Annotated in this window: 25 protein-coding genes; 15 read left to right on the top strand and 10 right to left on the bottom strand. The window is 66.5% G+C overall.

Going from position 1 to position 23,483, the window contains the following annotated elements; all coding sequences use genetic code 11:
- The first annotated feature begins 12 nt into the window (after window positions 1–12).
- Genes infB through typA form a run of 4 tightly spaced genes read left to right on the top strand, consistent with a single transcriptional unit; the run spans window position 13 to window position 6,220 of the window.
- Entirely contained in the window at window positions 13–3,021 is a 3,009-nt protein-coding gene (infB, locus tag AB6807_RS06435) for a translation initiation factor IF-2 (RefSeq protein WP_371083937.1), read from the top strand.
- Window positions 3,022–3,042: 21 nt separating this feature from the next.
- Window positions 3,043–3,414 carry a 30S ribosome-binding factor RbfA gene (gene rbfA, locus AB6807_RS06430; RefSeq protein WP_093122236.1) on the top strand — a complete coding sequence of 124 codons (372 nt, stop codon included), beginning with the start codon at window positions 3,043–3,045 and terminating at the stop codon, window positions 3,412–3,414.
- A 2-nt stretch (window positions 3,415–3,416) separates the two neighbouring features.
- A complete protein-coding gene (gene truB, locus AB6807_RS06425; protein ID WP_371083936.1) occupies window positions 3,417–4,385 on the top strand; it encodes a tRNA pseudouridine(55) synthase TruB in 969 nt (322 codons plus the stop codon).
- Complete coding sequence (gene typA / locus AB6807_RS06420) at window positions 4,382–6,220, top strand: translational GTPase TypA (RefSeq protein WP_116907595.1); 1,839 nt, start codon at window positions 4,382–4,384, stop codon at window positions 6,218–6,220. The genes truB and typA overlap by 4 nt, the downstream gene beginning before the upstream one ends.
- A gap of 124 nt (window positions 6,221–6,344) precedes the next feature.
- Here typA and AB6807_RS06415 read toward each other — a convergent pair whose 3' ends face one another.
- From AB6807_RS06415 to smpB, 6 genes are all read right to left on the bottom strand, one after another.
- Window positions 6,345–7,787, bottom strand: a complete 1,443-nt coding sequence (locus AB6807_RS06415) for a hypothetical protein (RefSeq protein ID WP_371083935.1) — start codon at window positions 7,785–7,787, stop codon at window positions 6,345–6,347.
- A 103-nt stretch (window positions 7,788–7,890) separates the two neighbouring features.
- Complete coding sequence (locus AB6807_RS06410) at window positions 7,891–8,283, bottom strand: ATP-binding protein (protein ID WP_116907596.1); 393 nt, start codon at window positions 8,281–8,283, stop codon at window positions 7,891–7,893.
- Between the two features lie 90 nt (window positions 8,284–8,373).
- Entirely contained in the window at window positions 8,374–9,192 is an 819-nt protein-coding gene (locus tag AB6807_RS06405; RefSeq protein ID WP_371083934.1) for an anti-sigma factor, read from the bottom strand.
- A gap of 10 nt (window positions 9,193–9,202) precedes the next feature.
- Window positions 9,203–9,718 carry an RNA polymerase sigma factor gene (locus AB6807_RS06400; protein ID WP_371083933.1) on the bottom strand — a complete coding sequence of 172 codons (516 nt, stop codon included), beginning with the start codon at window positions 9,716–9,718 and terminating at the stop codon, window positions 9,203–9,205.
- A gap of 32 nt (window positions 9,719–9,750) precedes the next feature.
- On the bottom strand, window positions 9,751–10,128 hold the full coding sequence (locus tag AB6807_RS06395) for a hypothetical protein (protein ID WP_116907599.1): 378 nt from the start codon (window positions 10,126–10,128) through the stop codon (window positions 9,751–9,753).
- Window positions 10,129–10,225: 97 nt separating this feature from the next.
- Window positions 10,226–10,702 (bottom strand): SsrA-binding protein SmpB, encoded by a 477-nt coding sequence (gene smpB, locus AB6807_RS06390; RefSeq protein WP_371083932.1) that lies wholly within the window; start codon window positions 10,700–10,702, stop codon window positions 10,226–10,228.
- Window positions 10,703–10,765: 63 nt separating this feature from the next.
- Here smpB and AB6807_RS06385 point away from each other — a divergent pair, with 63 nt between their 5' ends.
- Window positions 10,766–11,212 (top strand): type II toxin-antitoxin system RatA family toxin, encoded by a 447-nt coding sequence (locus tag AB6807_RS06385; RefSeq protein ID WP_371083931.1) that lies wholly within the window; start codon window positions 10,766–10,768, stop codon window positions 11,210–11,212.
- 16 nt (window positions 11,213–11,228) lie between these two features.
- Window positions 11,229–11,573, top strand: coding sequence for an RnfH family protein (locus tag AB6807_RS06380; RefSeq protein ID WP_371083930.1), 345 nt, complete (start codon window positions 11,229–11,231; stop codon window positions 11,571–11,573).
- Window positions 11,574–11,588: 15 nt separating this feature from the next.
- Here AB6807_RS06380 and AB6807_RS06375 read toward each other — a convergent pair whose 3' ends face one another.
- Complete coding sequence (locus AB6807_RS06375) at window positions 11,589–12,107, bottom strand: DUF4124 domain-containing protein (RefSeq protein ID WP_371083929.1); 519 nt, start codon at window positions 12,105–12,107, stop codon at window positions 11,589–11,591.
- 138 nt (window positions 12,108–12,245) lie between these two features.
- On the opposite strand from AB6807_RS06375, the gene guaB reads away from it, so the two are divergent.
- The 6 genes from guaB (at window position 12,246) to AB6807_RS06345 (ending at window position 18,117) form a co-directional block, all read left to right on the top strand.
- On the top strand, window positions 12,246–13,715 hold the full coding sequence (gene guaB, locus AB6807_RS06370) for an IMP dehydrogenase (protein ID WP_116907604.1): 1,470 nt from the start codon (window positions 12,246–12,248) through the stop codon (window positions 13,713–13,715).
- Window positions 13,716–13,804: 89 nt separating this feature from the next.
- Window positions 13,805–14,053: a type II toxin-antitoxin system Phd/YefM family antitoxin gene (locus AB6807_RS06365; RefSeq protein WP_116907605.1), complete on the top strand. Its 249-nt coding sequence runs from the start codon at window positions 13,805–13,807 to the stop codon at window positions 14,051–14,053.
- On the top strand, window positions 14,050–14,484 hold the full coding sequence (locus AB6807_RS06360) for a type II toxin-antitoxin system VapC family toxin (protein ID WP_165840264.1): 435 nt from the start codon (window positions 14,050–14,052) through the stop codon (window positions 14,482–14,484). The genes AB6807_RS06365 and AB6807_RS06360 overlap by 4 nt, the downstream gene beginning before the upstream one ends.
- 10 nt (window positions 14,485–14,494) lie before the next feature.
- Window positions 14,495–16,111, top strand: a complete 1,617-nt coding sequence (gene guaA, locus AB6807_RS06355; RefSeq protein WP_371083928.1) for a glutamine-hydrolyzing GMP synthase — start codon at window positions 14,495–14,497, stop codon at window positions 16,109–16,111.
- Window positions 16,112–16,361: 250 nt separating this feature from the next.
- Window positions 16,362–17,183: a type IV toxin-antitoxin system AbiEi family antitoxin domain-containing protein gene (locus AB6807_RS06350; protein WP_371084158.1), complete on the top strand. Its 822-nt coding sequence runs from the start codon at window positions 16,362–16,364 to the stop codon at window positions 17,181–17,183.
- The gene (locus tag AB6807_RS06345; protein WP_371083927.1) at window positions 17,167–18,117 is read left to right on the top strand and encodes a nucleotidyl transferase AbiEii/AbiGii toxin family protein; all 951 of its coding nucleotides are present in this window, start codon (window positions 17,167–17,169) and stop codon (window positions 18,115–18,117) included. The genes AB6807_RS06350 and AB6807_RS06345 overlap by 17 nt, the downstream gene beginning before the upstream one ends.
- Window positions 18,118–18,357: 240 nt before the next feature.
- On the opposite strand, the gene gstA is transcribed toward AB6807_RS06345, so the two are convergent.
- Entirely contained in the window at window positions 18,358–18,963 is a 606-nt protein-coding gene (gstA, locus tag AB6807_RS06340) for a glutathione transferase GstA (RefSeq protein ID WP_371083926.1), read from the bottom strand.
- A 122-nt stretch (window positions 18,964–19,085) separates the two neighbouring features.
- On the opposite strand from gstA, the gene AB6807_RS06335 reads away from it, so the two are divergent.
- Both AB6807_RS06335 and AB6807_RS06330 read left to right on the top strand, forming a co-directional pair.
- Window positions 19,086–19,961, top strand: a complete 876-nt coding sequence (locus AB6807_RS06335) for a LysR family transcriptional regulator (RefSeq protein ID WP_371083925.1) — start codon at window positions 19,086–19,088, stop codon at window positions 19,959–19,961.
- Between the two features lie 288 nt (window positions 19,962–20,249).
- Window positions 20,250–20,924 carry a nitroreductase gene (locus tag AB6807_RS06330; protein WP_371083924.1) on the top strand — a complete coding sequence of 225 codons (675 nt, stop codon included), beginning with the start codon at window positions 20,250–20,252 and terminating at the stop codon, window positions 20,922–20,924.
- 50 nt (window positions 20,925–20,974) lie between these two features.
- Here AB6807_RS06330 and AB6807_RS06325 read toward each other — a convergent pair whose 3' ends face one another.
- A complete protein-coding gene (locus AB6807_RS06325; RefSeq protein WP_371083923.1) occupies window positions 20,975–21,592 on the bottom strand; it encodes an outer membrane beta-barrel protein in 618 nt (205 codons plus the stop codon).
- 345 nt (window positions 21,593–21,937) lie between these two features.
- On the opposite strand from AB6807_RS06325, the gene AB6807_RS06320 reads away from it, so the two are divergent.
- The gene (locus AB6807_RS06320) at window positions 21,938–22,399 is read left to right on the top strand and encodes a 2'-5' RNA ligase family protein (protein WP_371083922.1); all 462 of its coding nucleotides are present in this window, start codon (window positions 21,938–21,940) and stop codon (window positions 22,397–22,399) included.
- A 39-nt stretch (window positions 22,400–22,438) separates the two neighbouring features.
- On the opposite strand, the gene AB6807_RS06315 is transcribed toward AB6807_RS06320, so the two are convergent.
- Entirely contained in the window at window positions 22,439–23,395 is a 957-nt protein-coding gene (locus AB6807_RS06315; RefSeq protein ID WP_371083921.1) for a helix-turn-helix transcriptional regulator, read from the bottom strand.
- Between the last annotated feature and the right edge of the window lie 88 nt (window positions 23,396–23,483).

The following is a 23,483-nucleotide window of genomic DNA, read 5'->3' as shown; positions in this document are numbered from 1 at the left end:
CACGAAACCAATATGTCCAGTACCACTGTCGCCGAGTTCGCGAACGAGCTCAAGAAGACTCCCGAAACCTTGCTTGACCAGCTCAAGAGTGCAGGTGTGCCCAAAGCGGCCGCCACCGACGCGCTCACCGAGGCTGACAAGCAGCGCCTGCTCGGCCACCTCAAGGCCAGCCACGGCACCGTCGAGCCCGAACGCAAGAAGATCACGTTGACCAAGAAGTCGACCAGCGAGATCAAGCAGGCCGATGCCACCGGCCGTGCGCGCACGATCCAGGTCGAGGTGCGCAAGAAGCGCACCTTCATCCAGCGCGAGGACGGTCACCCGGCCACGCCGGAATCGGCACAGCACGTGGCCGAGGCCCCGGCGCCGGCACCCGCCGTGCCCCAGGTCGACGAAGCCGAACTGGCACGCCGCGAGGAAGAAGCGCGCCGCCAGGCCGAGCTGATCCGTCGCCAGGAAGAAGAACTGGCCGAGAAGCGTCGCCTGCGCGAAGAAACCGAAGCCCGCGAACGCGAACAGGCTGAAAAGGCCGAGCGCGCCGAACAGGCTGAACAGGCCCAGCAAGCCCAGCAGGACGCCGTGCGTATCGCTGCCGAGAAGAAGGCTGCCGCCATCGCGGAGGCCGCGGCAGTGAACGCAGCGAACCGCGACGCGCACAGCAAGCCTGCTTCCGCACCTGCGCCCGCAGCGGTCGCCGCGGCAGCTGCCGCCGCCGCCGCTGAACAGCAAGCCGCCGACAACAAGCTCGCCGCGCAGAACGCCGCCGCGCAAGCCAAGGAAGACGCAAAGGCCAAGGCCGCCGCCGAATCGAAGGCCCGCGCCGACGAAGAAGCCGCTCGCGCCAAGGACCTCGACGAGCGTCGCCGCAAGGCCCTCGCCGAAGCTGAAGCCATCCGCGCCATGATGAATGCGCCGGCCCGCGTGCTGGTGCCGCACAAGGCGCCCGAGAAGCCGCAGCCCGAAAAGGCCGCGGTCAAGGGCACGCTGCACAAGCCGGCCACGCCCGCCGCGCGTCCCGGTGCGCCTGCCGCACCCGGCACCGCAGCAGCACCCGGCGCCGCCGGTGCAGGCAAGGAAGTCAAGTCCGCGAAGCTCTCTTCGAGCTGGGCTGGCGATCCTGCCAAGAAGAAGGAAATCAAGACCCGCGGCGATGCCAGCGGTGGTGTCGGTCGCGGCAACTGGCGCGGAGGCCCGCGCGGTCGCCGTGGCAACGACCGCGGCGGTCACGACGAGCAGCACGCACCGGCCGCACCGGTCGAGGCGCGCATTCTCGAAGTGCACGTGCCCGAAACCATCACGGTGGCCGAGCTCGCGCACAAGATGGCCGTCAAGGCGCAAGAGGTCATCAAACAACTGATGAAGCTCGGCCAGATGGCGACCATCAATCAGTCGCTGGACCAGGACACCGCCATGATCCTGGTGGAAGAAATGGGCCATACCGCGGTGGTTGCCGCGCTGGACGACCCCGAAGCTTTCACCGACGACGACGTGTCGGCGCAAACTGCCGAGGCCCTGCCGCGCGCACCGGTCGTGACCGTCATGGGTCACGTCGACCACGGCAAGACCTCGCTGCTGGATTACATCCGCCGTGCCAAGGTGGCCGCGGGCGAAGCCGGCGGCATCACGCAGCACATTGGTGCGTACCACGTGGAAACCGCGCGCGGCATGGTGTCGTTCCTCGACACCCCGGGTCACGAGGCCTTCACGGCCATGCGTGCCCGCGGTGCGCAGGCCACCGACATCGTGATCCTGGTGGTGGCGGCCGACGACGGCGTCATGCCCCAGACCAAGGAAGCCATCAAGCACGCGAAGGCGGCGGGTGTGCCGATCGTGGTTGCCATCAACAAGGTGGACAAGCCCGACGCCAACCTGGACCGCGTGAAGCAGGAACTGGTCGCCGAAGAGGTCGTGCCTGAAGAGTACGGCGGCGACGTGCCGTTCGTGCCCGTGTCGGCCAAGACCGGCCAGGGCATCGACGACCTGCTCGAGCAAGTGCTGCTGCAGGCCGAAGTGCTGGAACTCAAGGCGCCGGTGGATGCCGCCGCCAAGGGCCTGGTCATCGAAGCTCAGCTCGACAAGGGCCGTGGCCCGGTCGCTACCGTGCTGGTTCAGTCCGGCACGCTCAAGACCGGCGACGTGGTGCTGGCCGGCTCGACCTATGGCCGCGTGCGCGCCATGCTGGACGAAGACGGCAAGTCGACCAAGTCGGCGGGTCCGTCGATCCCGGTGGAAATCCAGGGTCTGACCGAAGTGCCGCAAGCGGGCGACGAATTCATGGTGATGAGCGACGAGCGCCGTGCGCGCGAAATCGCCACCTACCGTGCAGGCAAGTTCCGCAACACCAAGCTGGCGAAGCAGCAGGCCGCGAACCTGCAGAACATGTTCACCGACCTGTCGGCGGGCGAAGTGCAGACGCTGCGCATCATCATCAAGGCCGACGTGCAGGGCTCGCAGGAAGCGCTGGCGCAATCGCTGCTCAAGCTGGCGACGGAAGAAGTGAAGGTGCAGGTGGTGTACGCCGGCGTGGGTGGTATCAGCGAAAGCGACATTAACCTGGCCATCGCCTCGAAGGCTGTCGTGATCGGCTTCAACGTGCGTGCCGATGCCGGCGCGCGCAAGCTGGCCGAGAACAACGGCGTGCAACTGAACTACTACAGCATCATTTACGACGCCGTGGACGAGATCAAGGTTGCGATGTCGGGCATGCTGGCACCGGAGCGCCGCGAAGAGATCATCGGCTCGGCCGAGATCCGCACGGTGTTCGTGGCCTCGAAGATCGGTACGGTGGCGGGTTCGTACGTCACTTCCGGCTCGGTCAACCGCAGCGCGCATTTCCGCCTGCTGCGCGACAACGTGGTGATCTACACCGGCGAAGTCGATTCGATCAAGCGCATGAAGGACGATGTCCGCGAAGTCCGCGAAGGTTTTGAGTGCGGTATCAAGCTCAAGAACTACAACGACATCAAGGAAGGCGATCAGCTCGAATTCTTCGAGATCAAGGAAATCGCCCGGACGCTGTAAGCGTTCGAAGCGAGAGAGTCCATGCCGAAAAGAAAAGCCGCCGCCCCCAACCGCGCGTTCAAGGTTGCCGACCAGATCCAGCGCGATCTAACGGAGCTGATCGCGCGCGAGTTGAAGGACCCGCGCGTGGGCATGGTCACGATCCAGGCCGTCGAGGTCACGCCCGACTATGCGCACGCGAAGATCTTCTTCAGCCTGCTCACGGGCGACGTGGACGAGACCACCGAAGCGCTGAACCAGGCCGCGGGCTTCCTGCGCAACGGCCTGTTCAAGCGCCTGCACATTCACACGGTGCCCACGCTGCACTTCCTGTTCGACCGCACCACCGAGCGTGCGGCCGACATGAACGCGCTCATCGCGCAAGCCGTCGCATCGCGTTCGAAAGACGAATAGCCATGAACGCGCCACGCACAAGGGTGCAGCGGCGCCCTGTGCATGGGGTGTTGTTGCTCGACAAGCCGCTGGGACTCTCCAGCAACCAGGCCTTGCAGAAGGCCAAGTGGTTGCTGCGCGCGGAAAAAGCGGGCCATACCGGCACGCTCGATCCGCTCGCGACGGGCGTCCTGCCGCTTTGCTTTGGCGCGGCCACCAAATTCAGCCAGTTGCACCTGGACGCGGACAAGACCTACGTGGCCACGGCCCGCCTGGGCGTGAAGACCGCCACCGGCGATGCCGAGGGCGATGTCATTGCCGAGCGACCGGTGCATGTCACGCCGCAAGACCTGGCGCGCGCCGAGGCGCAGTTCACCGGGCCCATTCGCCAGGTGCCGCCGATGCACAGCGCGCTCAAGAAGGATGGCAAGGCGCTGTACGAATACGCCCGTGAAGGCATCGAGGTCGAGCGGGCACCGCGCGACGTCGTAATCCACCGGCTCAAGCTGGCGGACACCGCCGCCCCTGAAGGACAGTTTGCTATCAAGATCGAAGCAAGCGTCAGCAAGGGCACCTACATTCGCACGCTTGGCGAGGACATCGGCGAGGCGCTGGAATGCGGCGCGCACCTGACCTCGCTGCGGCGCACGGCAACCGGCGGTTTCGTCGAGGCGCAGTGCATCACGCTCGAGGCCCTGGAGGCCATGGACGAAGAGGAGCGCCTGGCGCAGCTCTTGCCTGCCGAAGCGCTGGTGGACGGCCACAGCCGCGTCACGCTGGGCGCGGAAGATGCGGCACGTTTTCTCTCGGGCCTGCGCCGGCGTGGCGCCTGGGCCGACGCGAGCGAGGTGGCCGTGTTCGGCACCGAGCCCGCGGCCTTCCTGGGCACGGCCCACGTCACGGCCGGCGAACTGATCCCGGGGCGCTTGCTGAACCCCATCGAAATCCAGCAAATTCTTTTGAACGCACAACAGACCGAAGCGACACCATGAGTACCAAGCAAATCCGCAATATCGCCATCATTGCCCACGTGGACCATGGCAAGACCACCATGGTCGACCAGCTGCTGCGCCAGTCGGGCACCTTCGCCGATCACGAGAAGGTCGTCGACACCGTGATGGACAACAACGCCATCGAAAAAGAACGTGGCATCACCATCCTGGCCAAGAACTGCGCCGTGACCTGGGAAGGCACGCACATCAACATCGTCGACACCCCGGGCCACGCGGACTTCGGCGGTGAAGTGGAACGCGCGCTGTCGATGGTCGACGGCGTGGTGCTGCTGATCGACGCGCAGGAAGGCCCGATGCCGCAGACGCGCTTCGTGACCAAGAAGGCGCTGGCCCTCGGCCTGAAGCCCATCCTGGTGGTGAACAAGGTCGACAAGCCCGGCGCGAACCCCGACAAGGTCGTGAACGCCGCCTTCGACCTGTTCGACAAGCTCGGCGCCACCGACGAACAGCTCGACTTCCCCGTGGTGTACGCCTCGGGCATCAACGGCTGGTCGTCGCTGGAAGAGGGCGCGCCCGGCGAGCAGTGGGGTCCCGACATGTCGGCCCTGTTCAACACCATCCTGAAGCACGTGCCTTCGCAAAAGGGTGACCCGGCCGCACCGCTGCAACTGCAGATTTCCGCCCTCGACTTCTCGACCTTCGTCGGCCGCATCGGCGTGGGCCGCATCAGCCAGGGCACGCTGCGTCCGATGACGGACGTGGTCGTGATGGAAGGTCCGGACGGCAAGGCCATCAAGGGCCGCGTGAACCAGGTGCTGACTTTCCAGGGCCTGGACCGCGTGCAGTCGACCGAAGCCGGCCCGGGTGAAATCGTGCTGATCAACGGCATTGCCGACATCGGCATCGGCGTGACCGTGACCGACCCCACCAACCCGGCACCGCTGCCTATGCTCAAGGTCGACGAACCGACCCTGACCATGAACTTCTGCGTGAACACCAGCCCGCTGGCCGGCCGCGAAGGCAAGTTCGTCACCAGCCGCCAGATCTGGGACCGCCTGCAGAAGGAACTGCAGCACAACGTGGCCCTGCGCGTGAACGAGACCGACGAGGAAGGCATCTTCGAAGTGATGGGTCGCGGCGAACTGCACCTGACCATCCTGCTGGAAAACATGCGTCGCGAAGGCTATGAAATGGCCGTGTCGAAGCCGCGCGTGGTGTTCCGCACCGTGAACGGCGAAAAGCACGAACCCATCGAGCTGGTGACGGCCGACATCGAAGACCAGCACCAGGGCGGCGTGATGCAGGCACTGGGCGAGCGCAAGGGCGAACTGGTCAACATGGAACCCGACGGCCGCGGCCGCGTGCGCCTGGAGTACCGCATTCCGGCGCGTGGCCTGATCGGCTTCACCAACGAATTCCTGAACCTGACGCGCGGCTCCGGCCTCATCAGCAACATCTTCGACAGCTACGAAGCGCACAAGGGCGACATCGGCAGCCGCAAGAACGGCGTGCTGATCTCCATGGACGACGGTGAAATCTTCACCTACGCCCTGGGCAAGCTGGACGACCGCGGCCGCATGTTCGTGCGCGCCAACGACCCGGTGTACGAAGGCATGATCGTCGGCATCCACAGCCGCGACAACGACCTGGTGGTGAACGCCACGCGCACGAAGCAGCTGACCAACTTCCGCGTGTCGGGCAAGGAAGACGCAATCAAGATCACGCCGCCGATCGAACTCACGCTGGAATACGGCGTGGAATTCATCGAAGACGACGAGCTGGTCGAAATCACGCCCAAGAGCGTTCGCCTGCGCAAGCGTTTCCTGAAGGAACACGAGCGCAAGCGCGCCGGCCGCGACACCTCGCAAGGCTGATAAGCCAGCCACCCGCCCTCGCTTCAGGCGAGGGTGTGCGGTCCAAAAATCACCTTCCGGTGCAGCTTCTTCGCGAAGCTGAAACCGGGGGTGATTTTTTTCATTTGGGGCAGGGCGCTTGGCTCTATTGCGGCATGGCCGCGTCGGCCACGCCCATGCTCTTCAGCCGCGCCTCGAGCACCCTGCGCGTGAAGGTCTTCGGAAAATCATCGCTCACGCGCCAGCTGCCGTTGTCTTCGACGAAGTTGAAGTCTCCGGCCAGCGTAAGCGTGGTGGTGTCGCCGCCGATGGCGCTCAACAGCCGGTCGTTGTATTCGACGACCAGCGGACAGGCCTGGACGGCTTCGTTCTCCAGCGCACGGCAGGGCCCGGCGACCTCGATCTCGGCGATCTCGCGTGAGCGGTCCGGGTCCCGCTCGATCATGCTCAGGTCGTTGTTCGGGCGCAGGCGCGACGCCGCCGAACGCGCGCCCGATGCGCCCGATGCACTCAATGGCGCGGCCCCTGCACGGAATGCTTTCTCCAGCGCCGCGCGGCCGATGGGCTCGGCGTTGTAGCGAGGCTTGCCGCTGGCGTCGAGGTTGCCGAAGCGAGCCTGCACGATGGCCAGGTCGGCACCGCGCACGACCATCTTGTCGCTCTCGGGCGAGACCGGGCCGATGGTGTAGGCCATTTCGTCGCTGTTGTCGTCTTGCGTCATCACGGCCGCGCAGCCACGCACGCGGTCGGTCTTGCGATAGCCGATTTCGCGCATGCTGCTGACGGACGGTGTGCGGACTTCAGCGCGTTTCTCGGGGTCGATGGTGCGCATGCGCACGTCCATGGCCACGCGGACCATCAGGCTGTCGAGCGTCTTGCGGGTGGAGGCGGCGTCGCAGGCCGGTACGCTGTCCGGCCAGAGAAAGTACCAGCCGAGGCCACCGCCGATCACCAGCACGCCGAGCATGAATTTCAATGCACCGACACGTCGGGAGCGTTGCGAGCGTGATTGCCAGGCGTTCATCGCCTGTGCGTCGGCATCGATCAGCGCTTGCGCCTCGTTCACGATGCGCTGGCGCTCGGCGGCCATGGCAAAGGCCGGCTCGGCGGCGACCTGCGCGCGCAAGGCGTCGAAGTCCTTCTTGTCGAGCAGTTCCTCGCTCACCAGCCAGGCCAGCGTGGCGGGCAGTGCGGGCGGCACGGTGCCGACGACGGGCGCTTCCTGCAACGCGATGTCGCGCGTGACGGTGTCGATGAGGCCGTCGCCGTGCAGCGCCTGGAGCGCCTCGTGCGTGATGCCCTGTTCGGCCAGCTCCATCAGGTCGTCCGCGTCGATGGCGCTGTCGGCCGCGTCGCCCGCATGGGGGTTCTCGGGCACCGCGTCGTAGACGCGGTCGAGCGCGGCGTTCTGTTCGTCTTCGGTGATCAGGCCCCGCACGCGCATCCAGGCCAGCGCATGCGCCGGGCCGGGAAGAGGGGGAAGCCGGGGTGTCTCGGGGTGCGCGAGCACGGCGTCGTGCTGGGCATCGGTGATCAGGCCCTGGGTCAGCAGCGCGAGGAACGCGTCCGGGTTGGCGTCAGAAGTCATGCGGGGCATTCTGCCGTGAGGCCGCAGTGCACCGCGTCGGCCGAAACGGACAAAAAAAACGCCGGCAGCTGCCGGCGTTTGTCTGCGCTGGGCCCTGGGGGAATCAGGGGCGAGCGACCTTCCATGCACCGTTGGCCACGCCGTCGCCGGTCTTGTCGCCAGCCTTGGCGTCCTTCGACCAGTAGTACAGCGGCCAGCCCTTGTAGGCCCATTGGCGCTTGCCGTCTTCGCGAATGATGATGGTGTAGCCGCCGATGGGCTTGGCGGCTTCGGCCACGCCGAGCGCCGGCCAGTTGGTGGCGCACTGGGCGTTGCAGGCGGAGGTGCCGGCACCGGCCGTGTCCTTGGCGAAGGTGTACAGCGTCATGCCGTTCGGGCCGACCAATACGCCGTCGGCGGTGCGGGTGGGCGTGTCGGGCGCTTTGGCGGTCGGGGACATGCTGCCGCAGCCGGCAAGCAGGGCCGCCGCGAGGATCGAGGCGCTGAGCAATTTCATGCAGTTTCTCCTTCAGTTGAAAAATCGCGAATGCAAGCCCGGTGACGGGCCGGGCGGGATGAATGCGCGAGCCGGCAGTTTATGCGTTCATCAAGACAAATCGCGGTAGGCCAGCGTCGCAAGTTTGAGCAGAAGTTCACGCGGCAGCTTGCCCGCGAGCGCATAGCCGAAGCCCTGGTCGACCCAGTAGAAGCTGGGCACGGGGCCTTCGGAGGCGAAGCGAAAGGCGGTTTCGCGCGCGGCATCCGCGCCGGCGGCGTTGGCGTCCAGCGTGCCGATGTAGAGCGTGACGCGCTCGCCCGCGGCGTTCTCGAACATGAACTGCGCGCGCGCGCCGCTCTCGCCGGGCAGCAGGCGGCCGCCGACCAGGGTGTAGCCCTGCGTGGAAAGGTCGGGCACCTTCAGCGGCCGATCGAGGCGCTTGGAGAGCCACTGCACCAGGTGCTGCTGCTCGGAGGCGGCCACTTCGACGGGATGCCTTTTCTCCGGCGCATAGACGACGTGCGCAATGGACGCGTCGTGCACGAACTCGCGCACCGCCGGCGCCTTGGCCAGTTGCGTGCCGCGGCCCGATGCGGACCACTGGGCGTTGCCGAGCCAGCCGGCCGCGAACGCGACCAGCACACCGGCCGCCATGCCGCCCCAGCGCATCCACGAGACGCGCTGCGCCTGCCGCGGCTGGTGGCGCTCCAGCGCGCTCATCAACGTCGCGGGAACGGGTTCGTCGAGCAGTTCGCCATGCAGCCGGCGCAAGGCGTCGCGCAGGGTGTGCCACGCCGCGATCTTCGCTGCCACGGCGGGGTCGCGCGCAATGGCTTCCTCGACCGCGCCATGGCGCTCGGCGGCCAACTGGCCGTCGATCCAGGCGTGCAGCTCGTCGTCGGTGGGGGGCGGGGCGGGGCGGTTCATGGGGCAAGTTTCATTTGAGGCGGCGCAGGCCGGGGCGAACGGGCGCCGACGCGCCGTCCATCAGTTCCTGCAGGCGCACACGGGCACGCGACAGGCGCGACATGACGGTGCCCGCGGGGATGCCGAGCACCTTCGCCACTTCGGTGTACGACAGGTCTTCCAGCGTCACCAGCAGCAGCACGGCACGCTGGTCTTCAGGCAGCTGCATGAGGCAGCGCTGCAGGTCGAGGCCGGTGCCCTGGTCGCGGCCCGGGTCGATGCCGCCCTGCATCTCGTGCGGCACGTCGTCGAGCGACACCACGGCATGCGGCGGTGGCGTGCGCCGCACCTGGCTGGCGAAGATGTTGTGCATCACCGTGAACAGCCAGGCGCGCAGGTCGCTGCCCACCACCCACAGGCGCCACTTGCTGCACGCGCGCTCGAGCGTGTCCTGCACCAGGTCGTCGGCCGCCCAGGCATTGCCCGTGAGCGCGCGCGCATAGCGGCGCAGGCTGGGAATGTGTTCGACCAGGAGTCGGGCGTCCATGGAAGGCGGAAATCTCGTGCAGGTTGCAACGCTCAGGGCTTGGCGGTCTTCCAGGCGCCGTTGACGCCGTCGCCGGTCTTGTCGCCGGGCTTGCTGTCCTTGGCCCAGTAGTACAGCGGCCAGCCCTTGGCGGCCCATTGCTTCTTGCCATCGTCGCGGGTGACGAGGGTGAAGTCGCCGGCGGGCTTGTCGGTCTCTGCGGCCATGAACGGCGGCCAGTTGGTGGCGCAGCCGCCGTTGCACGCCGACTTGCCGTTGCCGGCGGTGTCCTTGTCGAAGGTGTAGAGCGTCATGCCGTTGGGCCCGACGAGCGCGCCGTCGGCGGGCTTGGGCTGGGCGAAGGCCGGCAGCGTGAGCAGGGCGCCCAGCAGGACGGCGGAAGTGGCAAGCGGGCGGAAGGACAGCGACATGGAAGGGCTCCTGGGTTGTGATGGCACCGGCTCGTCCGGTGACATACGCACAAACGCCCGCGGTGCACTGTTTATTCCATGGCCCGCGAAAAAAGATTCAGCGGCTGCGGCTCTTCATGGCGCGCTCGACCTCGCGCTTGCCTTCGCGGTCCTTGATGGTGTCGCGCTTGTCGTGCTCGGCCTTGCCCTTGGCCAGTGCGATGTCGCATTTCACCTTGCCGGCTTTCCAGTGCAGGTTGAGCGGAACCAGCGTGTAGCCCTTTTGCTCGACCTTGCCGACCAGGCGACGGATTTCTTCCTTGTGCAGCAGCAGCTTCTTGGTGCGGATCGAGTCGGGGTTGACGTGGGTCGACGCGCTCTTCAGCGGATTGATCTGCAGGCCCACCACGAACAGCTCGCCGTTGCGGATCACGACGTAGCCGTCGGTGAGCTGCACCTTGCCTTCGCGCAGCGATTTGACTTCCCAGCCCTCGAGGACCAGGCCGGCCTCGAAGCGCTCTTCGAAGAAATAGTTGTAGGCGGCCTTCTTGTTGTCGGCAATGCGGGAGGAGGTATCTTGTTTCTTTGTGGCCATGACTCAGGAATGTTGGGGCTGCATGGCTTCAATACAATCCGTCGCGCACGCTGTGCCGATTCTATGAAAACAGTCAACAAGTCCGTCCTCATCTGGTACAGCGCCGAAGAAATGTACGCGCTGGTCACCGATGTGGCCAAGTACCCGCAGTTTCTTCCCTGGTGCGACAAGTCGCGCGTCATCGAGCAGGACGAGGCCGGCATGACCGCGGAAGTCGGTCTCTCGTTCGGCGGCCTGCACAAGAGCTTCACGACCCGCAACACCCATGTGCCGGGTCGCGAGGTGCAGCTGAAGCTGGTCGACGGGCCGTTCTCCAACCTCGACGGCAAATGGAAGTTCGTGCCCGTCGGTGAGGAAGGCGAGCGCGCCTGCCGCGTCGAGCTGCACCTGAGCTACGGCTTCAGCAACTTCGCCTTGCAGGCGCTGGTGGGGCCGGTGTTCGACACCATCGCTTCGAGCCTGGTCGAGGCCTTCGTCAAGCGCGCCGAGCAGGTCTACGGGGCCGCCTGATGCACGCGCAGCACCCATGACCCGCGTCATCGAGGTCGCCCTGAGCTGCTCGCCCGCGGCGCGCGAGGTGTTCGAGCAGCTTCTGCAGCTTGCACCCGACACCACCTTGGCCGATGCGGTGAAGGCCAGTGGTTTGTCCGCGACTTATCCTGAACTGGATTGGCGCCACGCGATGACGCCCGGTGTGTGGGGCAAGGTGGTCGAGTGGGACCAGCCGCTGAAGGAGGGCGACCGCATCGAGCTGTGCCGCCCGTTGAAGATAGACCCGAAGGTGGCGCGCCGGGAGCGCTTCCAGCGGCAGGGGACGCGCGGCACCGGGCTGTTCGCGAACCGCCGCAAGGGCAGCGCGGCCGGCTACTGACCCCCGTCGACCGCGTTATTTGCAGTCGCTGTCGATGACCGACTGAATGCGCTTCTGCTCGGCCGCGCGCGCCGAGTCGTCCATGATCTCGCGCTCTCCGTTCGCATTGACCTTCGCGAGGCGCACGCCGCTGTCGACCGTGGCCTTGCCCTGGCGGGCGAGTGCGCAGTTGTCGGCCTTGGCCTTCGCGACCTTGGCGGCTTCGGCGGCCTGCTTGGCCTTTTCGTCGGCCTCGGCCTTCTTGGTTTTCTCTTCGAGTTCCTTGTCCACGCCCGAAGGCTTCGGCGCCGCGGACTTCGGCGGGGCATCGGCCGCGCCTTCGGTGGGCGCGGCATCGACGTTCGGGTTCGCGGTCGAGCGCGCGACCGGTGGTGGGCCGACGCGGCGCAGGATGTTTTTCTCGGGAACGTCGGGCGGCGGCGCCTGGTCGCTGAAGACCTTCTTGCCGTTCTTGTCGAGCCATTGCCATTGCGCGCTTGCGGAAAGCGGCAGCGCCACGACACATCCCAGTACCAGCCAGTGCACGAATTTCATCCCCGAAGTTTAGCCGCGCCTTACTTTTTGCAACATCCGCCGGCACGTGGATTGGGTGGTTTTGCAACGCGCGCAAAAAGCCCGGGCCAGCAAACAGGTCGGGGGCCTCGTTACAATCCGTCTTTTGGAGCTTCACCCATGCGCCTTCTCGGCAAAGCGCTCACCTTCGACGATGTGTTGTTGGTGCCAGCGTTCTCCCAGGTCCTGCCCAAGGACACTTCCCTCGCCACCAAATTCTCCCGAAACATCACGCTGAACCTGCCGCTCGTCTCTGCGGCCATGGACACCGTGACTGAAGCCCGCCTCGCGATCGCCATCGCGCAGGAAGGCGGTATCGGGATCGTGCACAAGAACCTCACCGCGCAGCAGCAGGCCGCCGAAGTGGCTCGGGTGAAGCGCTACGAGTCGGGCGTTCTGCGCGACCCCGTGGTGATCACCCCGACGCACTCCGTGCGCCAGGTGATGGCGCTGTCTGACCAGCTCGGCATTTCCGGCTTCCCGGTGGTCGACGCCGGCAAGGTGGTCGGCATCGTCACGGGGCGCGACCTGCGCTTCGAGAACCGCTACGACGTGCCCGTCAGCGAAATCATGACGCAGCGCGACCGGCTCATCACCGTGCCCGACGGCACCACGCTGGCCGAGGCCAAGGCGTTGCTGAACAAGCACAAGCTCGAGCGCCTGCTGGTCATCAACAGCGACTGGGAGCTCAAGGGCCTCATCACCGTCAAGGACATCACCAAGCAAACCAGCTTCCCCAACGCCGCACGCGACCCGAGCGGCCGCCTGCGCGTGGGCGCGGCGGTGGGCGTGGGCGAGGGCACCGAAGAGCGCGTCGAAGCGCTGGTGAAAGCCGGCGTCGATGCCATCGTGGTCGACACCGCGCACGGCCACAGCGCCGGCGTGATCGAGCGCGTGCGCTGGGTCAAGAAGAACTATCCGCAGGTCGACGTCATCGGCGGCAACATCGCCACCGGCGACGCCGCGCGCGCGCTGGCCGACGTCGGCGCCGACGCGGTCAAGGTCGGCATCGGCCCGGGCTCCATCTGCACCACCCGCATCGTGGCCGGCGTGGGCGTGCCGCAGATCATGGCGGTCGACAGCGTCGCCACCGCCTTGCAAGGCACGGGCGTTCCGCTGATTTCCGACGGCGGCGTGCGCTATTCGGGCGACATCGCCAAGGCCATCGCCGCCGGTGCCAGCACCGTCATGATGGGCAGCATGTTCGCCGGCACCGAAGAGGCACCGGGCGAAATCGTGCTGTACCAGGGCCGCAGCTACAAGAGTTACCGCGGCATGGGCTCCATCGGCGCGATGCAGCAGGGCAGTGCCGACCGGTACTTCCAGGAATCGACCACCGGCAACCCCAACACCGACAAGCTGGTGCCCGAAGGCATCGAAGGCCGCGTGCCCTACAAGGGCTCGATCGTCTCCATCGTCTACCAGATGGCCGGCGGCGTGCGGGCCAGCATGGGCTACTGCGGTTGCGCGACGATCGCCGACATGCAGAACAAGGCCGAGTTCGTCGAGATCACCACGGCCGGCATCCGTGAGAGCCACGTCCACGACGTGCAGATCACGAAGGAAGCGCCGAACTACCGGGCTGAGTAAAGAGCTGCACAAGCTCATTCTGGCCAGACCTTGAAAGTCAGGCCAGACTCGGTTTAGAATTTGGGCCAGATTCAATTTTTCTGGCCCAAATGCAATCCATCGGCGTCGCTGAAGCCAAGAACAACTTCTCCGCCCTGATCGACCTGGTCGAAAAGGGCGAAGAAGTTCGCATCACCCGCCACGGCAAGGAAGTCGTGCGCATGCTCCCGGTCCGCCGCAAGCCGGTCATCACCGACGAGCAGATCCAGCGCGAGCTCGGCCAGATCGACGCGCTGCACGCCACCATCCAACCCGGCCTGTCGTTGCGTGCCCTGCGTGAAGAAGGGCGCCAGCCATGACCGCCTTCGTCATGGACGCCTCGGTCACCGCCGCGTGGCTGCTGCCCGACCAGTCCAGCGAACACACCCGCAAGCTCTACGCCGCCATCCGCCGCGACGAGGTCGAGCCGCAGGCGCCCAACGCCTGGCAATGGGAATGCGCCAACATCCTGGCCAACGGCGTGCGCAGCGGCCGCATTCCGTCGTCCGCGGTCGAAGGGCTGTGGAGCGTGCTCGATGCCATCCGCCACCGCGTGGAGCTGCACGAGCTCGCGCCCGCGCAGCACAAGGCCGTGCTCGCCGTGGCCATCGACGCCGGTGTTTCGCTCTACGACGCGGGCTACCTCTGGCTCGCCAAGTCGCTCAATCTCCCGCTCGCCACCTTCGACGAGCAACTCATCCAGGCAGCGCCCAAGGCGGGCGTGAAGCTGTTCGACATTTCAACGCTCTGAGTCCACGCCCATGCAACACGACAAGATCCTCATCCTCGACTTCGGCTCGCAGGTCACGCAACTCATCGCACGCCGCGTGCGCGAAGCCCATGTGCTGAGCGAAGTGCACCCCTGCGACGTCAGCGACGAATGGGTGCGCGAATACGCCGCCGACGGCCACCTGAAGGGCGTGATCCTCTCGGGCAGCCACGCCAGCGTGTACGAGGAAACCACCGACAAGTGCCCGCAGGCCGTGTTCGACCTCGGCGTGCCCGTGCTCGGCATCTGCTACGGCATGCAGACCATGGCCCACCAGCTCGGCGGGAAGGTCGAAGGCGGCCACAAGCGCGAGTTCGGCTTTGCCGCCGTGCGCGCGCACGGCCACACCGCGCTGCTGAAGGACATCGCCGACTTCACCACGCCCGAAGGCCACGGCATGCTCAACGTGTGGATGAGCCACGGCGACAAGGTCACCGAACTGCCGCCTGGCTTCAAGCTCATGGCCAGCACCGACAGCTGCCCCATCGCCGGCATGGCCGACGAGGCGCGCCGCTACTACGGTGTGCAGTTCCACCCCGAAGTCACGCACACCGTGCAGGGCAAGGCGCTGCTCGAGCGCTTCGTGCTCGGCATCTGCAGCGCCAAGCCCGACTGGGTCATGCGTGACCACATCGCCGAGGCCGTGCAGAAGATCCGCGAACAGGTGGGCGACGAAGAAGTCATCCTCGGCCTGTCGGGCGGTGTCGATTCGAGCGTGGCTGCCGCGCTGATCCACCGCGCCATCGGCGACCAGCTGACCTGCGTGTTCGTCGACCACGGCCTGCTGCGCCTGAACGAAGGCGACCTCGTCATGGAGATGTTCGAGGGCAAGCTCAACGCGAAGGTGATTCGCGTGGACGCCAGCGACCTGTTCCTGGGCAAGCTCGCCGGCGTAAGCGACCCCGAGGCCAAGCGCAAGATCATCGGCGGCGAGTTCGTCACCGTGTTCAAGCAGGAGGCTGCCAAGCTGAAAGCAGGCGACGGTGGTCACAAGGGCGCTACTTTTCTCGCGCAGGGCACCATCTACCCCGACGTCATCGAGAGCGGCGGCGCCAAGAGCAAGAAGGCAGTCACCATCAAGAGCCACCACAACGTCGGCGGCCTGCCTGAGCAACTCGGCCTGAAGCTGCTGGAACCGCTGCGCGACCTGTTCAAGGACGAAGTGCGCGAGCTGGGTGTGGCGCTGGGCCTGCCGCCCGAGATGGTGTACCGCCACCCGTTCCCCGGCCCAGGCCTGGGGGTGCGCATCCTCGGCGAAGTGAAGAAGGAATACGCCGACCTGCTACGCCGCGCCGACGCGATCTTCATCGAGGAGCTGCGCAACTTCACCGACGAGTCTGGCAAGACCTGGTACGACCTCACCAGCCAGGCCTTCACCGTATTCCTGCCTGTGAAGAGCGTGGGCGTGATGGGCGACGGCCGCACCTACGACTACGTCGTCGCGCTGCGTGCGGTGCAGACCAGCGACTTCATGACCGCCGACTGGGCCGAGCTCCCGTATGCGCTCCTGAAGAAGGTGTCGGGGCGGATCATCAACGAAGTGCGCGGCATCAACCGCGTGACGTACGACGTGTCGAGCAAGCCGCCGGCGACGATCGAGTGGGAGTGAGATCAGTCCCTTCGGGGACGATCTCCAGCCGTTGAAAAATCGCCGCGAGTCGCTGGTTCTTGAAAATTGGCGTTCTGGCGGCGGTTTGGCGGCGGTTCGACAAGCGCGTCGCTTCACGTTGGACAGCCCTTCGGCAACTGGGCGGGCGGTTCATCTTCGGCCTGAAAAGATCACCCAAAGTGGCTATTTTTCCGGTTTTCTAAACCGCAAGGGCTTGGCGGAAGTTCAAAAAATCTGTATTTTGAGCACTATGGGTGATCAAAACGCAGGAAAAATAAACCGCCTACTGGCCGAGTTGGGAGACACGCGCCTGGTTTCCAGCCGATGGCTGCGAGCGCACGACTACGCCACCAGCCTCGTCTCGCGCTATGTAAGCAGTGGCTGGTTGACGTCGCCAGCGCGCGGGGTCTACATGCGCAAGGGTGGTCGCCTGCAATGGGAGGGAGTGGTCGGCAGCCTGCAAGCGGGAGAAGGGCTTCCACTGCATGTCGGAGGCCGCTTCGCACTGGCTCTGCAAGGGCATGAGCACTACCTGCGCCTGGGCGACGCCGGCACGATCACCCTGTATGGGCCGGAGCGCCCACCAGGCTGGGTAGCCAAGCTTCAGTTGAACGAGCGATTCGAGTTCGAGGGCAAGGGGCCGTTCGATCTGCCGTCCGTGGAATTCACAGGCGAGGTTTCCGAGTCCGTCCTGGCGAAGCAGGGCTTGGCGCGACATCAGACTGGTTCAGGCGCCGACGCGCCAATCTGCTCTACACCCGAGCGGGCCATGCTCGAGCTGTGCGATGGCGTCTCGGATGCCGCACGCGTCTACGAAGCCGACGCGTTGATGCAGGCCATGACCACGCTGAGGCCGCAACGAGTCGGCATGCTGCTGCGCCACTGCCGCAGCATCAAGGCCAAGCGGTTGTTCCTGGCGCTGGCCGAGCGCCATCGGCACGCATGGCTCCCCCATGTGTCGCTCGATGACGTCGATCTGGGCCGGGGCAAGCGCGCTCTGGTGCCTGGTGGGCGCCTGCACCCGACCTATCAGATCACGCTGCCGGGAGATCTCGATGAGCACCTGGCTTGATCGATGGGACCGGCGCTACACCGACCGGGTGCGGCTGCTGGTCGAGATCCTGCCGGTGCTGGCCCGGGAGCCGCGCTTCGCGCTCAAGGGCGGCACGGCCATCAATCTTTTCGAACACGACCTTCCACGGTTGTCGGTGGACATCGATCTGGCCTGGCTGCCGGTGCACGACTTTGCCGAGGACGCCAAGCTGATCGCGCAGGCGCTCGGGCAACTGGCCGAGGTATTGCGCGCCAAGCCGCTGCAACTGCAGGTGCAGCTGTCGGCAGGCGAGTTCACGGGGACGGTCACGCGCCTGGTCGCCAGCCGCGGCCGTGCGCGTGTGCAAATCGAGACGACGCCGGTCATGCGCGGTACGGTGCACCCGGTGCGCAGCATGGTCGTGCGTCCGAGGGTCGAGGAAGCCTTCGGCTTCGCCGAGGTGCAGGTGCTGGATTTCGCCGACCTCTATGCCGGCAAGCTGGCTGCGGCGTTGTCGCGGCAGCATCCGCGCGATCTGTTCGATGTCGGGCTGCTGCTGGGAGACGAACGGGCCGACCAGACCCTCTGGCGGACCTTTCTTGTCTACCTGACCTGCAGCCCCAAGCCCGCCTGGGAAATGCTCGCGCCTCGCGCTCCGGCGGACTTCTCCGCGACCTTCGATGCGCACTTCAAGGGCATGACGGCCGAGCCCATTGCCGCAGAGAAGCTGCTGGACAGCCGAGAGCGCTTGCTCGCGCGTGTCGCCGGGTGGCTGGACGAGCCGTCATGCGAATTCCTGCGGTCCGTGGAAGGCGAACGACCGGACTTCGGCTTGATAGGACTTCCGCATGCGGCCGAGCTGCCGGCCGTGCGGCGCAAGCTGCACAACCTGGGCCAGCGCATCGATGCCAAGCGCATCGCAGACCGCGGGCAGTTGGAAGAGACGCTCGCGCGAATCCTTGGTTCGCTATGAATCCGATCGCAAGGGCAGCTCATCGTCGAAATCGAACGCCAGCTGAAGCTGTGACCTGCGCAGCCGGAAACGCCGCTAAGGTGCGGTGACCAGGCGCGCGCTGGTTGTTTGAACCGTCGTGCGGCAGTTGCCCAAGATCGTAGGCAGCCTGAAGCTCAGTGCGAGCAGGCAGGCGCGGATGGCCGCGGCGTTCCGGCTCGCCGGCTGATCGGTCGCGCTCGCGCATCCACCACGTGCGCCTTACGGCACCGCTTCCGCGCGCAACGCCTCCTTCACCGCCGCACGCCCCCCGACCCGCTTGGCATGACCCGCCAACGCAGGCCATCGCCCCAGGTCGATCGAAAAAAAGCTGAACCACCCCAGCACCGTGAACAGGTAGGCATCGGCCACGCCGAAGGCATCTCCCATCAGGAATTCATTCGCCCCGAGCCTGCCTTCCAGCACGTCGAGCCGCTTGAACAGCTTGTTCCTGAAGATCGCCTTGGCGTCTTCGCCGAGCGTCTCGTCGAACAGTGGCGCCGAGCCCGCGTGGATCTCGCTGGTGATGAAGTTCAACCACTCCTGCAGCCGCACGCGCTGCCAGCTGCCGGCGGGCGGTGCGAGCCCGGCTTGTGGCTTCAGGTCCGCGAGGTATTGCACGATGGCCGGGCCCTCGGTCAGCACCTGGCCGTCGTCCAGCTCCAGTGCGGCGACATAGCCCTTCGGGTTGATCGCCAGAAAGTCCCGTCCGTCGGCGGTTCGCTTGGTCTTGTTGTCGACCTTCACGAGTTCGAAGGGCAGGCCGAGTTCGCGCAGAACGATGTGCGGCGACAGCGAGCAGGTGTAGGGGGCGTAGTAGAGCTTCATGAGAAAAAAATAAAGGGATACAGAGCGGAAAGCTGTGATGCCCGCCAGTCTGTGCATCCGCTCCTCGTTCGTAAAATTAATCCTCAAACATTTCGCCATTAGCCCGGCTACTGAACTCGATGATGAATCTCCAGCATTGGCGCCTGCTGGTCGCTGTGGCCGATCTCGGCAATGTGTCCAGGGCCGCGGAGCACGTGGGCATCACGCAGTCGGGTGCGAGCCAGGCGATTGCGCAGCTGGAGTCGGCGCTCGGCATCCAGGTGTTCGCACGCGAGCGGCGGCAGTTGTGCGTGACGGCGTTGGGCGAGCGGGTGGTCGAGCAGGCGCGCGCGATGGTGTCCAGCTTCGACGCGATCCGGCTGCTGGCGTCCGAGGGCAAGGGCTTGAGCAGTGGGCGCATCCGCTTCGCGAGTTTTCCGTCGGTGATCTCGACCGTGCTGCCGCCGCTGGTGCGGGCCTTTCAGCGGCGCCACCCCGGCATCGAGGTCGTGGCGCTCGAAGGCACCGACGAAGAAGTCGAAGCGTGGCTGCTGGCGGACACGGTCGATGTCGGCGTGGTGATGAACCCGGCGCCGCAGCGGCATGCGGTGAGGCTGGGGCGTGACGCGTGGGTGGGCGTGGTGCCTGCGAGCAACCGGCTGGGGCGCCGCTCCAGCGACGGCTCGGTCAGCCTGGCTGAACTGGTGTCGGAGCCTTTCGTTCTTGCCACCGGCGGCTGCGCGGTGAATGCGCAGAGCCTGGCGCAGGCGGCGGGCCTCCACTTGTCGGACGTGCGGGTCACGGTGCGCGACTGGGTCAGCGCCTGCGTGCTGGTGAGGGAAGACATGGGCGTGGCGCTGGTGCCCGAATCGGCCTTGCCGGAAGACCGGCGCGGGCTGCGCGTGATGCAGCTGGCCGAGCCGATTCAACGCGTGTTCGGCCTGGTGTGCTCGCGCGCGGGTGCGTCGTCGGATGCGGTGCAGGCCTTGCTGAAGGGGCTGCGGCAGGGCGAGGGCTGATCGCTTTCAGCACCCGCCGTTTACACACACCGTTTACACGCACCGGGGGCGTGGACATGCCCCATCGCATACCATCGCCGCCTCTGTTCGTCGCCCCGTCGAACGATGGTGCACCGGCTTCGCTTTTCGCCCCTCGATCGCCTCGATCCCCGCTATCTCTTGCGAGATGCACGAAGCACCGGATGCCAGCCACCTCGCAGTTCGTTGCGAGCCAGCCCGCCACTGAAGCAACTCCAGCGCCCACCATCTGCCGTGGGGTGGCCTTTCACTTTCTCGAAGGACGCCGACATGCACCCGGACACCTCTACGCTGCACCCCAGCCACGCCGACCATTCCAACCACGCCGACGCGCGCCACGCGCTGAACCTGTTGATGGCGCGCCATTCCCCCTGGCCGCTGACCGAGCCGGCCCCCTCCGCGCAAGACCTCGACCTGGTGTTCCAGGCCGCGCTGCGTGCCCCCGACCACGGGCAACTGCAGCCCTGGCGTTTCGTGGTCGTGCGCGGCGACGCGCGCGTGGCGCTGGGCAAGGTCTTTGCCGAAGCCGCGCGGCTGCGCGATCCGCTGGACGACGGCGAACGCTTTCGCGGCAAGGCCATGGCCGCGCCGGTGCTCGTCGCGATCTGCGCGCGCGTGCAGTCGCCGCACAAGGTGCCGGAGTCTGAACAGGTGCTCGCGGTGGGCGCCGCGGCAATGAACATGCTCAATGCGCTGCACCTGCTGGGCTACGGCGGCTTCTGGGCGACCGGGCTCAACAGCTACGACCGCCATGTGCAGCAGGCGCTGGGCCTGCAGGGCAACGAGCGGCTGCTGGGCTTTCTCTATATGGGCACGCCGAAGGAGCGCACGCCGGCGCCCGCGCGGCATGCGCCTGAAGGGTTCGTGCGCGAATGGACGGGCGAAGCCGCCCGCGTGGACCAGGCTGATCGCACTGGCCAGGCCGATCTCGCACCGGCACAGTGAACGATGCGACCCGGCGCGGCGCCGGGTTAGCGAGTCATTGGGTCAGGGGATCAGAAGCTCGCCTTCACGCCCACCGTCAGCATGCCGCCCTTGACCTGCTTCGACAGCTTGCCGAAGTAGTCGTAGTCGGCGGTGATCGCCAGGTTCTGCGTCACGCGGTACTCCGCGCCGAAGCCCGCCATGAGCCCGGTGGAGCCGCCCGAGAAGCGCTGGTTGCCGGTCGCCCAGTTGTCACCGCCAGAGATGCGCCCATAAGCCACGCCCAGCCGGCCATTGACCGCGAACGCATCGCCCAGCGGCAGCCGCGCCGTCGCCGCCGCGTACACGGCCTGGCCCGAACCGCTCTGCAGCGTCGAAATGCCGTAGGCCGAGGTCCACTGGCTCACGCGGCCGAGGCGCGCGTAGCCGGCTTCCACGCCGAAGTTCGGCGTGAACCGGTAGCCGCCGTAGAGCTTGAAGGCGGTGCCGGCCTTGCTGGCCTTTTCGCCGCCCCAGGGCACGGGAACGCCGTTGCCCGAAGAGAGGCTGAAGCTCGAGCGGCCGATGGCACCGCCCGCATAGAAGGGGGATAAGGGGGACTCTTGGTCGGGTCCCGCGGCGTGTGCGCCCATGGCGAAGGTGCCGAGCAGAAGTGCGGCGAGGAGGGTGCTGGCTTGCGAATGCTTCAAGATGAAATTTCCTGTTGGGAGTCGTCGGGATCGATGTGGCAGGTGAGCGGCAGCCGAGGGCCATTTGAGGCGTGCAGGGCCTGTTCACCGGCGTGCGACGATTCTGAAATTCCAGCCTGAAGACCTGCTTGGCGGATGCTGAAGAACACATGAAGCGCGCGGCCCATGGGCGATGATCGAGGGATGTCAGAACAGTTTCTTCTCCCCGGTATCGCTCCCCCGCCGCGGCCCCTGCCACGCCCTCGCAACAAGGTGCAGCGCAAGGAACCGCAGCCGCATTCGCTCTTTCTCGCACTGCTTCCCCACACACAAGATGCCGCCACGGTGGGTGCGCTCGGCGAGCGCATGAATTCGCAACACGCACTCAAGGGAACATTGGTCGAGGCGCACCGCCTGCATGTCACGCTGTTCGATCTGGGCGACTACGCGCAGGTGCCGGCCGACAAGGTCGCGCAGGCTTCGAACGCGGCGGCTTCGGTCGCCGCACCCACCTTCGACGTGGTCTTCGAAAAGGCCGTGAGCTACGCCAAGGGCGCGCTGGTGCTGTGCGCCGACGCGGAAGACAACGTCTCGGCCCTCCGGGCCTACAGGCAACGGCTGGGCGAAGCGCTGGCCGATGCGGGCCTGAAGCCCGCGCGCGCGTTCACGCCGCACATGACCATCGCCTACGCACGGCGCAAGCTGGAGAAGCACGCGCTCGAAGCGCCCGTGCGCTGGGCCGCCGGCACGCTCGTGCTGATCGACAGCCATGTGGGCGAGGGCGTGCATGAAGTGCTGGGCCGCTGGCCCGAAGCCGTGGCGGCCTGACGCGCCGGGTCACTAACCCCCGCGTTACCAGCCTCCGCCTCACTGGCCCCCGCGTCGCCGGTACTGCAGCGGCGTGGTCCCGAACTCGCGCCGGAACTGCCGCGCCAGGTGGCTGGTGTTGGAGAAGCCGCAGCGCAGCGCCACTTCCTCCACGGTGAGCGCCGTGTCGCGCAGCAGCTTTTCCGCAAGGCGGCAGCGGCTTTGCAGCACGTACGCGTACACGCTCATATCGAACAACGCCCTGAACCCCTGCTTGAGCGCGGTTTCGCTCAGGCCGGCGACGCGCGCGATGTCGGCCACGCGCAGCGCTTGCGAGGGGTGGCTGTCGATGTGCCTGCGCGCCGCGAGCAATCGGCGGCGGTCGCGGCCCGTCAACGCGGCGCCGGCGTTTTCTTCCGCGGTGGGTGAGGCGGCCTCGGCCGCCATCGTCAGCCGGCTGGCCACGCCGTGCAGCGCCTGCAGCGCGTGGCACTCGAGTTCGAGCAGCGGCAGCGGCTCCTGCGGCAGGCCGCGCTCCGACAACGTGCGCGCGAACTGCGTCAGCCACGCGTCCATCGGCAGCCTCGCGAGCCAGGCCTTGGCGTGCACGGGCGCATGCACCTCGAAGTCGCCACGCGAGACCGGCACGGCGGTGCCGAAGACCTTGCGCAGCGCCAGCGGGTAGTGCAGCAGCACGGCCCTGAAACGCGCGTGCGCCGGAATGAAGTCTTCGCCGTCGAAGGGCTCCCAGCCGCAGCTCAGCAGGCAATGCCCGTCCAGGAACTCGCACGGCCGGCTGCGCCCGCCCATCAGGAAATGGCCCTTGCCCTCAAGCAGCAGCACGAGCGACAGGTGCGGTGGCACGCCGGCCGAAGGCAGCACCAGGTCCTGCTCGACATGGCGGTCGACCAGGCCGACGCGCACCGCCTCGTGCGCGTCGCTCCAGGTTGCGCCGACCAGCGCATTGCTTTGCCGGGCATGTTGCGGAATGACGAGGCGGCGGATGGGCGTGCGCAAGACGGAGGAGGGCGACCTGCGATGTCGCCAGATAAGAATCGTTCGCATTCTATTGCCGCATGCTGCTCTTTCGCGCCCGATGGTGTTT

The organism is Variovorax sp. RCC_210 (assembly GCF_041355175.1).
In the GTDB taxonomy this organism is placed as follows: domain Bacteria; phylum Pseudomonadota; class Gammaproteobacteria; order Burkholderiales; family Burkholderiaceae_C; genus Variovorax.
This window is presented reverse-complemented; position numbering and strand designations above follow the sequence as displayed.

What these genes read in the sequence shown, in the direction of transcription:
- infB (WP_371083937.1), top strand. Translation starts at nt 13, where the DNA reads ATGTCCAGTACCACTGTCGCCGAGTTCGCGAACGAGCTCAAGAAGACT.
- rbfA (WP_093122236.1), top strand. Translation starts at nt 3,043, where the DNA reads ATGCCGAAAAGAAAAGCCGCCGCCCCCAACCGCGCGTTCAAGGTTGCC.
- truB (WP_371083936.1), top strand. Translation starts at nt 3,417, where the DNA reads ATGAACGCGCCACGCACAAGGGTGCAGCGGCGCCCTGTGCATGGGGTG.
- typA (WP_116907595.1), top strand. Translation starts at nt 4,382, where the DNA reads ATGAGTACCAAGCAAATCCGCAATATCGCCATCATTGCCCACGTGGAC.
- AB6807_RS06415 (WP_371083935.1), bottom strand. Translation starts at nt 7,787, where the DNA reads ATGACTTCTGACGCCAACCCGGACGCGTTCCTCGCGCTGCTGACCCAG.
- AB6807_RS06410 (WP_116907596.1), bottom strand. Translation starts at nt 8,283, where the DNA reads ATGAAATTGCTCAGCGCCTCGATCCTCGCGGCGGCCCTGCTTGCCGGC.
- AB6807_RS06405 (WP_371083934.1), bottom strand. Translation starts at nt 9,192, where the DNA reads ATGAACCGCCCCGCCCCGCCCCCCACCGACGACGAGCTGCACGCCTGG.
- AB6807_RS06400 (WP_371083933.1), bottom strand. Translation starts at nt 9,718, where the DNA reads ATGGACGCCCGACTCCTGGTCGAACACATTCCCAGCCTGCGCCGCTAT.
- AB6807_RS06395 (WP_116907599.1), bottom strand. Translation starts at nt 10,128, where the DNA reads ATGTCGCTGTCCTTCCGCCCGCTTGCCACTTCCGCCGTCCTGCTGGGC.
- smpB (WP_371083932.1), bottom strand. Translation starts at nt 10,702, where the DNA reads ATGGCCACAAAGAAACAAGATACCTCCTCCCGCATTGCCGACAACAAG.
- AB6807_RS06385 (WP_371083931.1), top strand. Translation starts at nt 10,766, where the DNA reads ATGAAAACAGTCAACAAGTCCGTCCTCATCTGGTACAGCGCCGAAGAA.
- AB6807_RS06380 (WP_371083930.1), top strand. Translation starts at nt 11,229, where the DNA reads ATGACCCGCGTCATCGAGGTCGCCCTGAGCTGCTCGCCCGCGGCGCGC.
- AB6807_RS06375 (WP_371083929.1), bottom strand. Translation starts at nt 12,107, where the DNA reads ATGAAATTCGTGCACTGGCTGGTACTGGGATGTGTCGTGGCGCTGCCG.
- guaB (WP_116907604.1), top strand. Translation starts at nt 12,246, where the DNA reads ATGCGCCTTCTCGGCAAAGCGCTCACCTTCGACGATGTGTTGTTGGTG.
- AB6807_RS06365 (WP_116907605.1), top strand. Translation starts at nt 13,805, where the DNA reads ATGCAATCCATCGGCGTCGCTGAAGCCAAGAACAACTTCTCCGCCCTG.
- AB6807_RS06360 (WP_165840264.1), top strand. Translation starts at nt 14,050, where the DNA reads ATGACCGCCTTCGTCATGGACGCCTCGGTCACCGCCGCGTGGCTGCTG.
- guaA (WP_371083928.1), top strand. Translation starts at nt 14,495, where the DNA reads ATGCAACACGACAAGATCCTCATCCTCGACTTCGGCTCGCAGGTCACG.
- AB6807_RS06350 (WP_371084158.1), top strand. Translation starts at nt 16,362, where the DNA reads ATGGGTGATCAAAACGCAGGAAAAATAAACCGCCTACTGGCCGAGTTG.
- AB6807_RS06345 (WP_371083927.1), top strand. Translation starts at nt 17,167, where the DNA reads ATGAGCACCTGGCTTGATCGATGGGACCGGCGCTACACCGACCGGGTG.
- gstA (WP_371083926.1), bottom strand. Translation starts at nt 18,963, where the DNA reads ATGAAGCTCTACTACGCCCCCTACACCTGCTCGCTGTCGCCGCACATC.
- AB6807_RS06335 (WP_371083925.1), top strand. Translation starts at nt 19,086, where the DNA reads ATGAATCTCCAGCATTGGCGCCTGCTGGTCGCTGTGGCCGATCTCGGC.
- AB6807_RS06330 (WP_371083924.1), top strand. Translation starts at nt 20,250, where the DNA reads ATGCACCCGGACACCTCTACGCTGCACCCCAGCCACGCCGACCATTCC.
- AB6807_RS06320 (WP_371083922.1), top strand. Translation starts at nt 21,938, where the DNA reads ATGAATTCGCAACACGCACTCAAGGGAACATTGGTCGAGGCGCACCGC.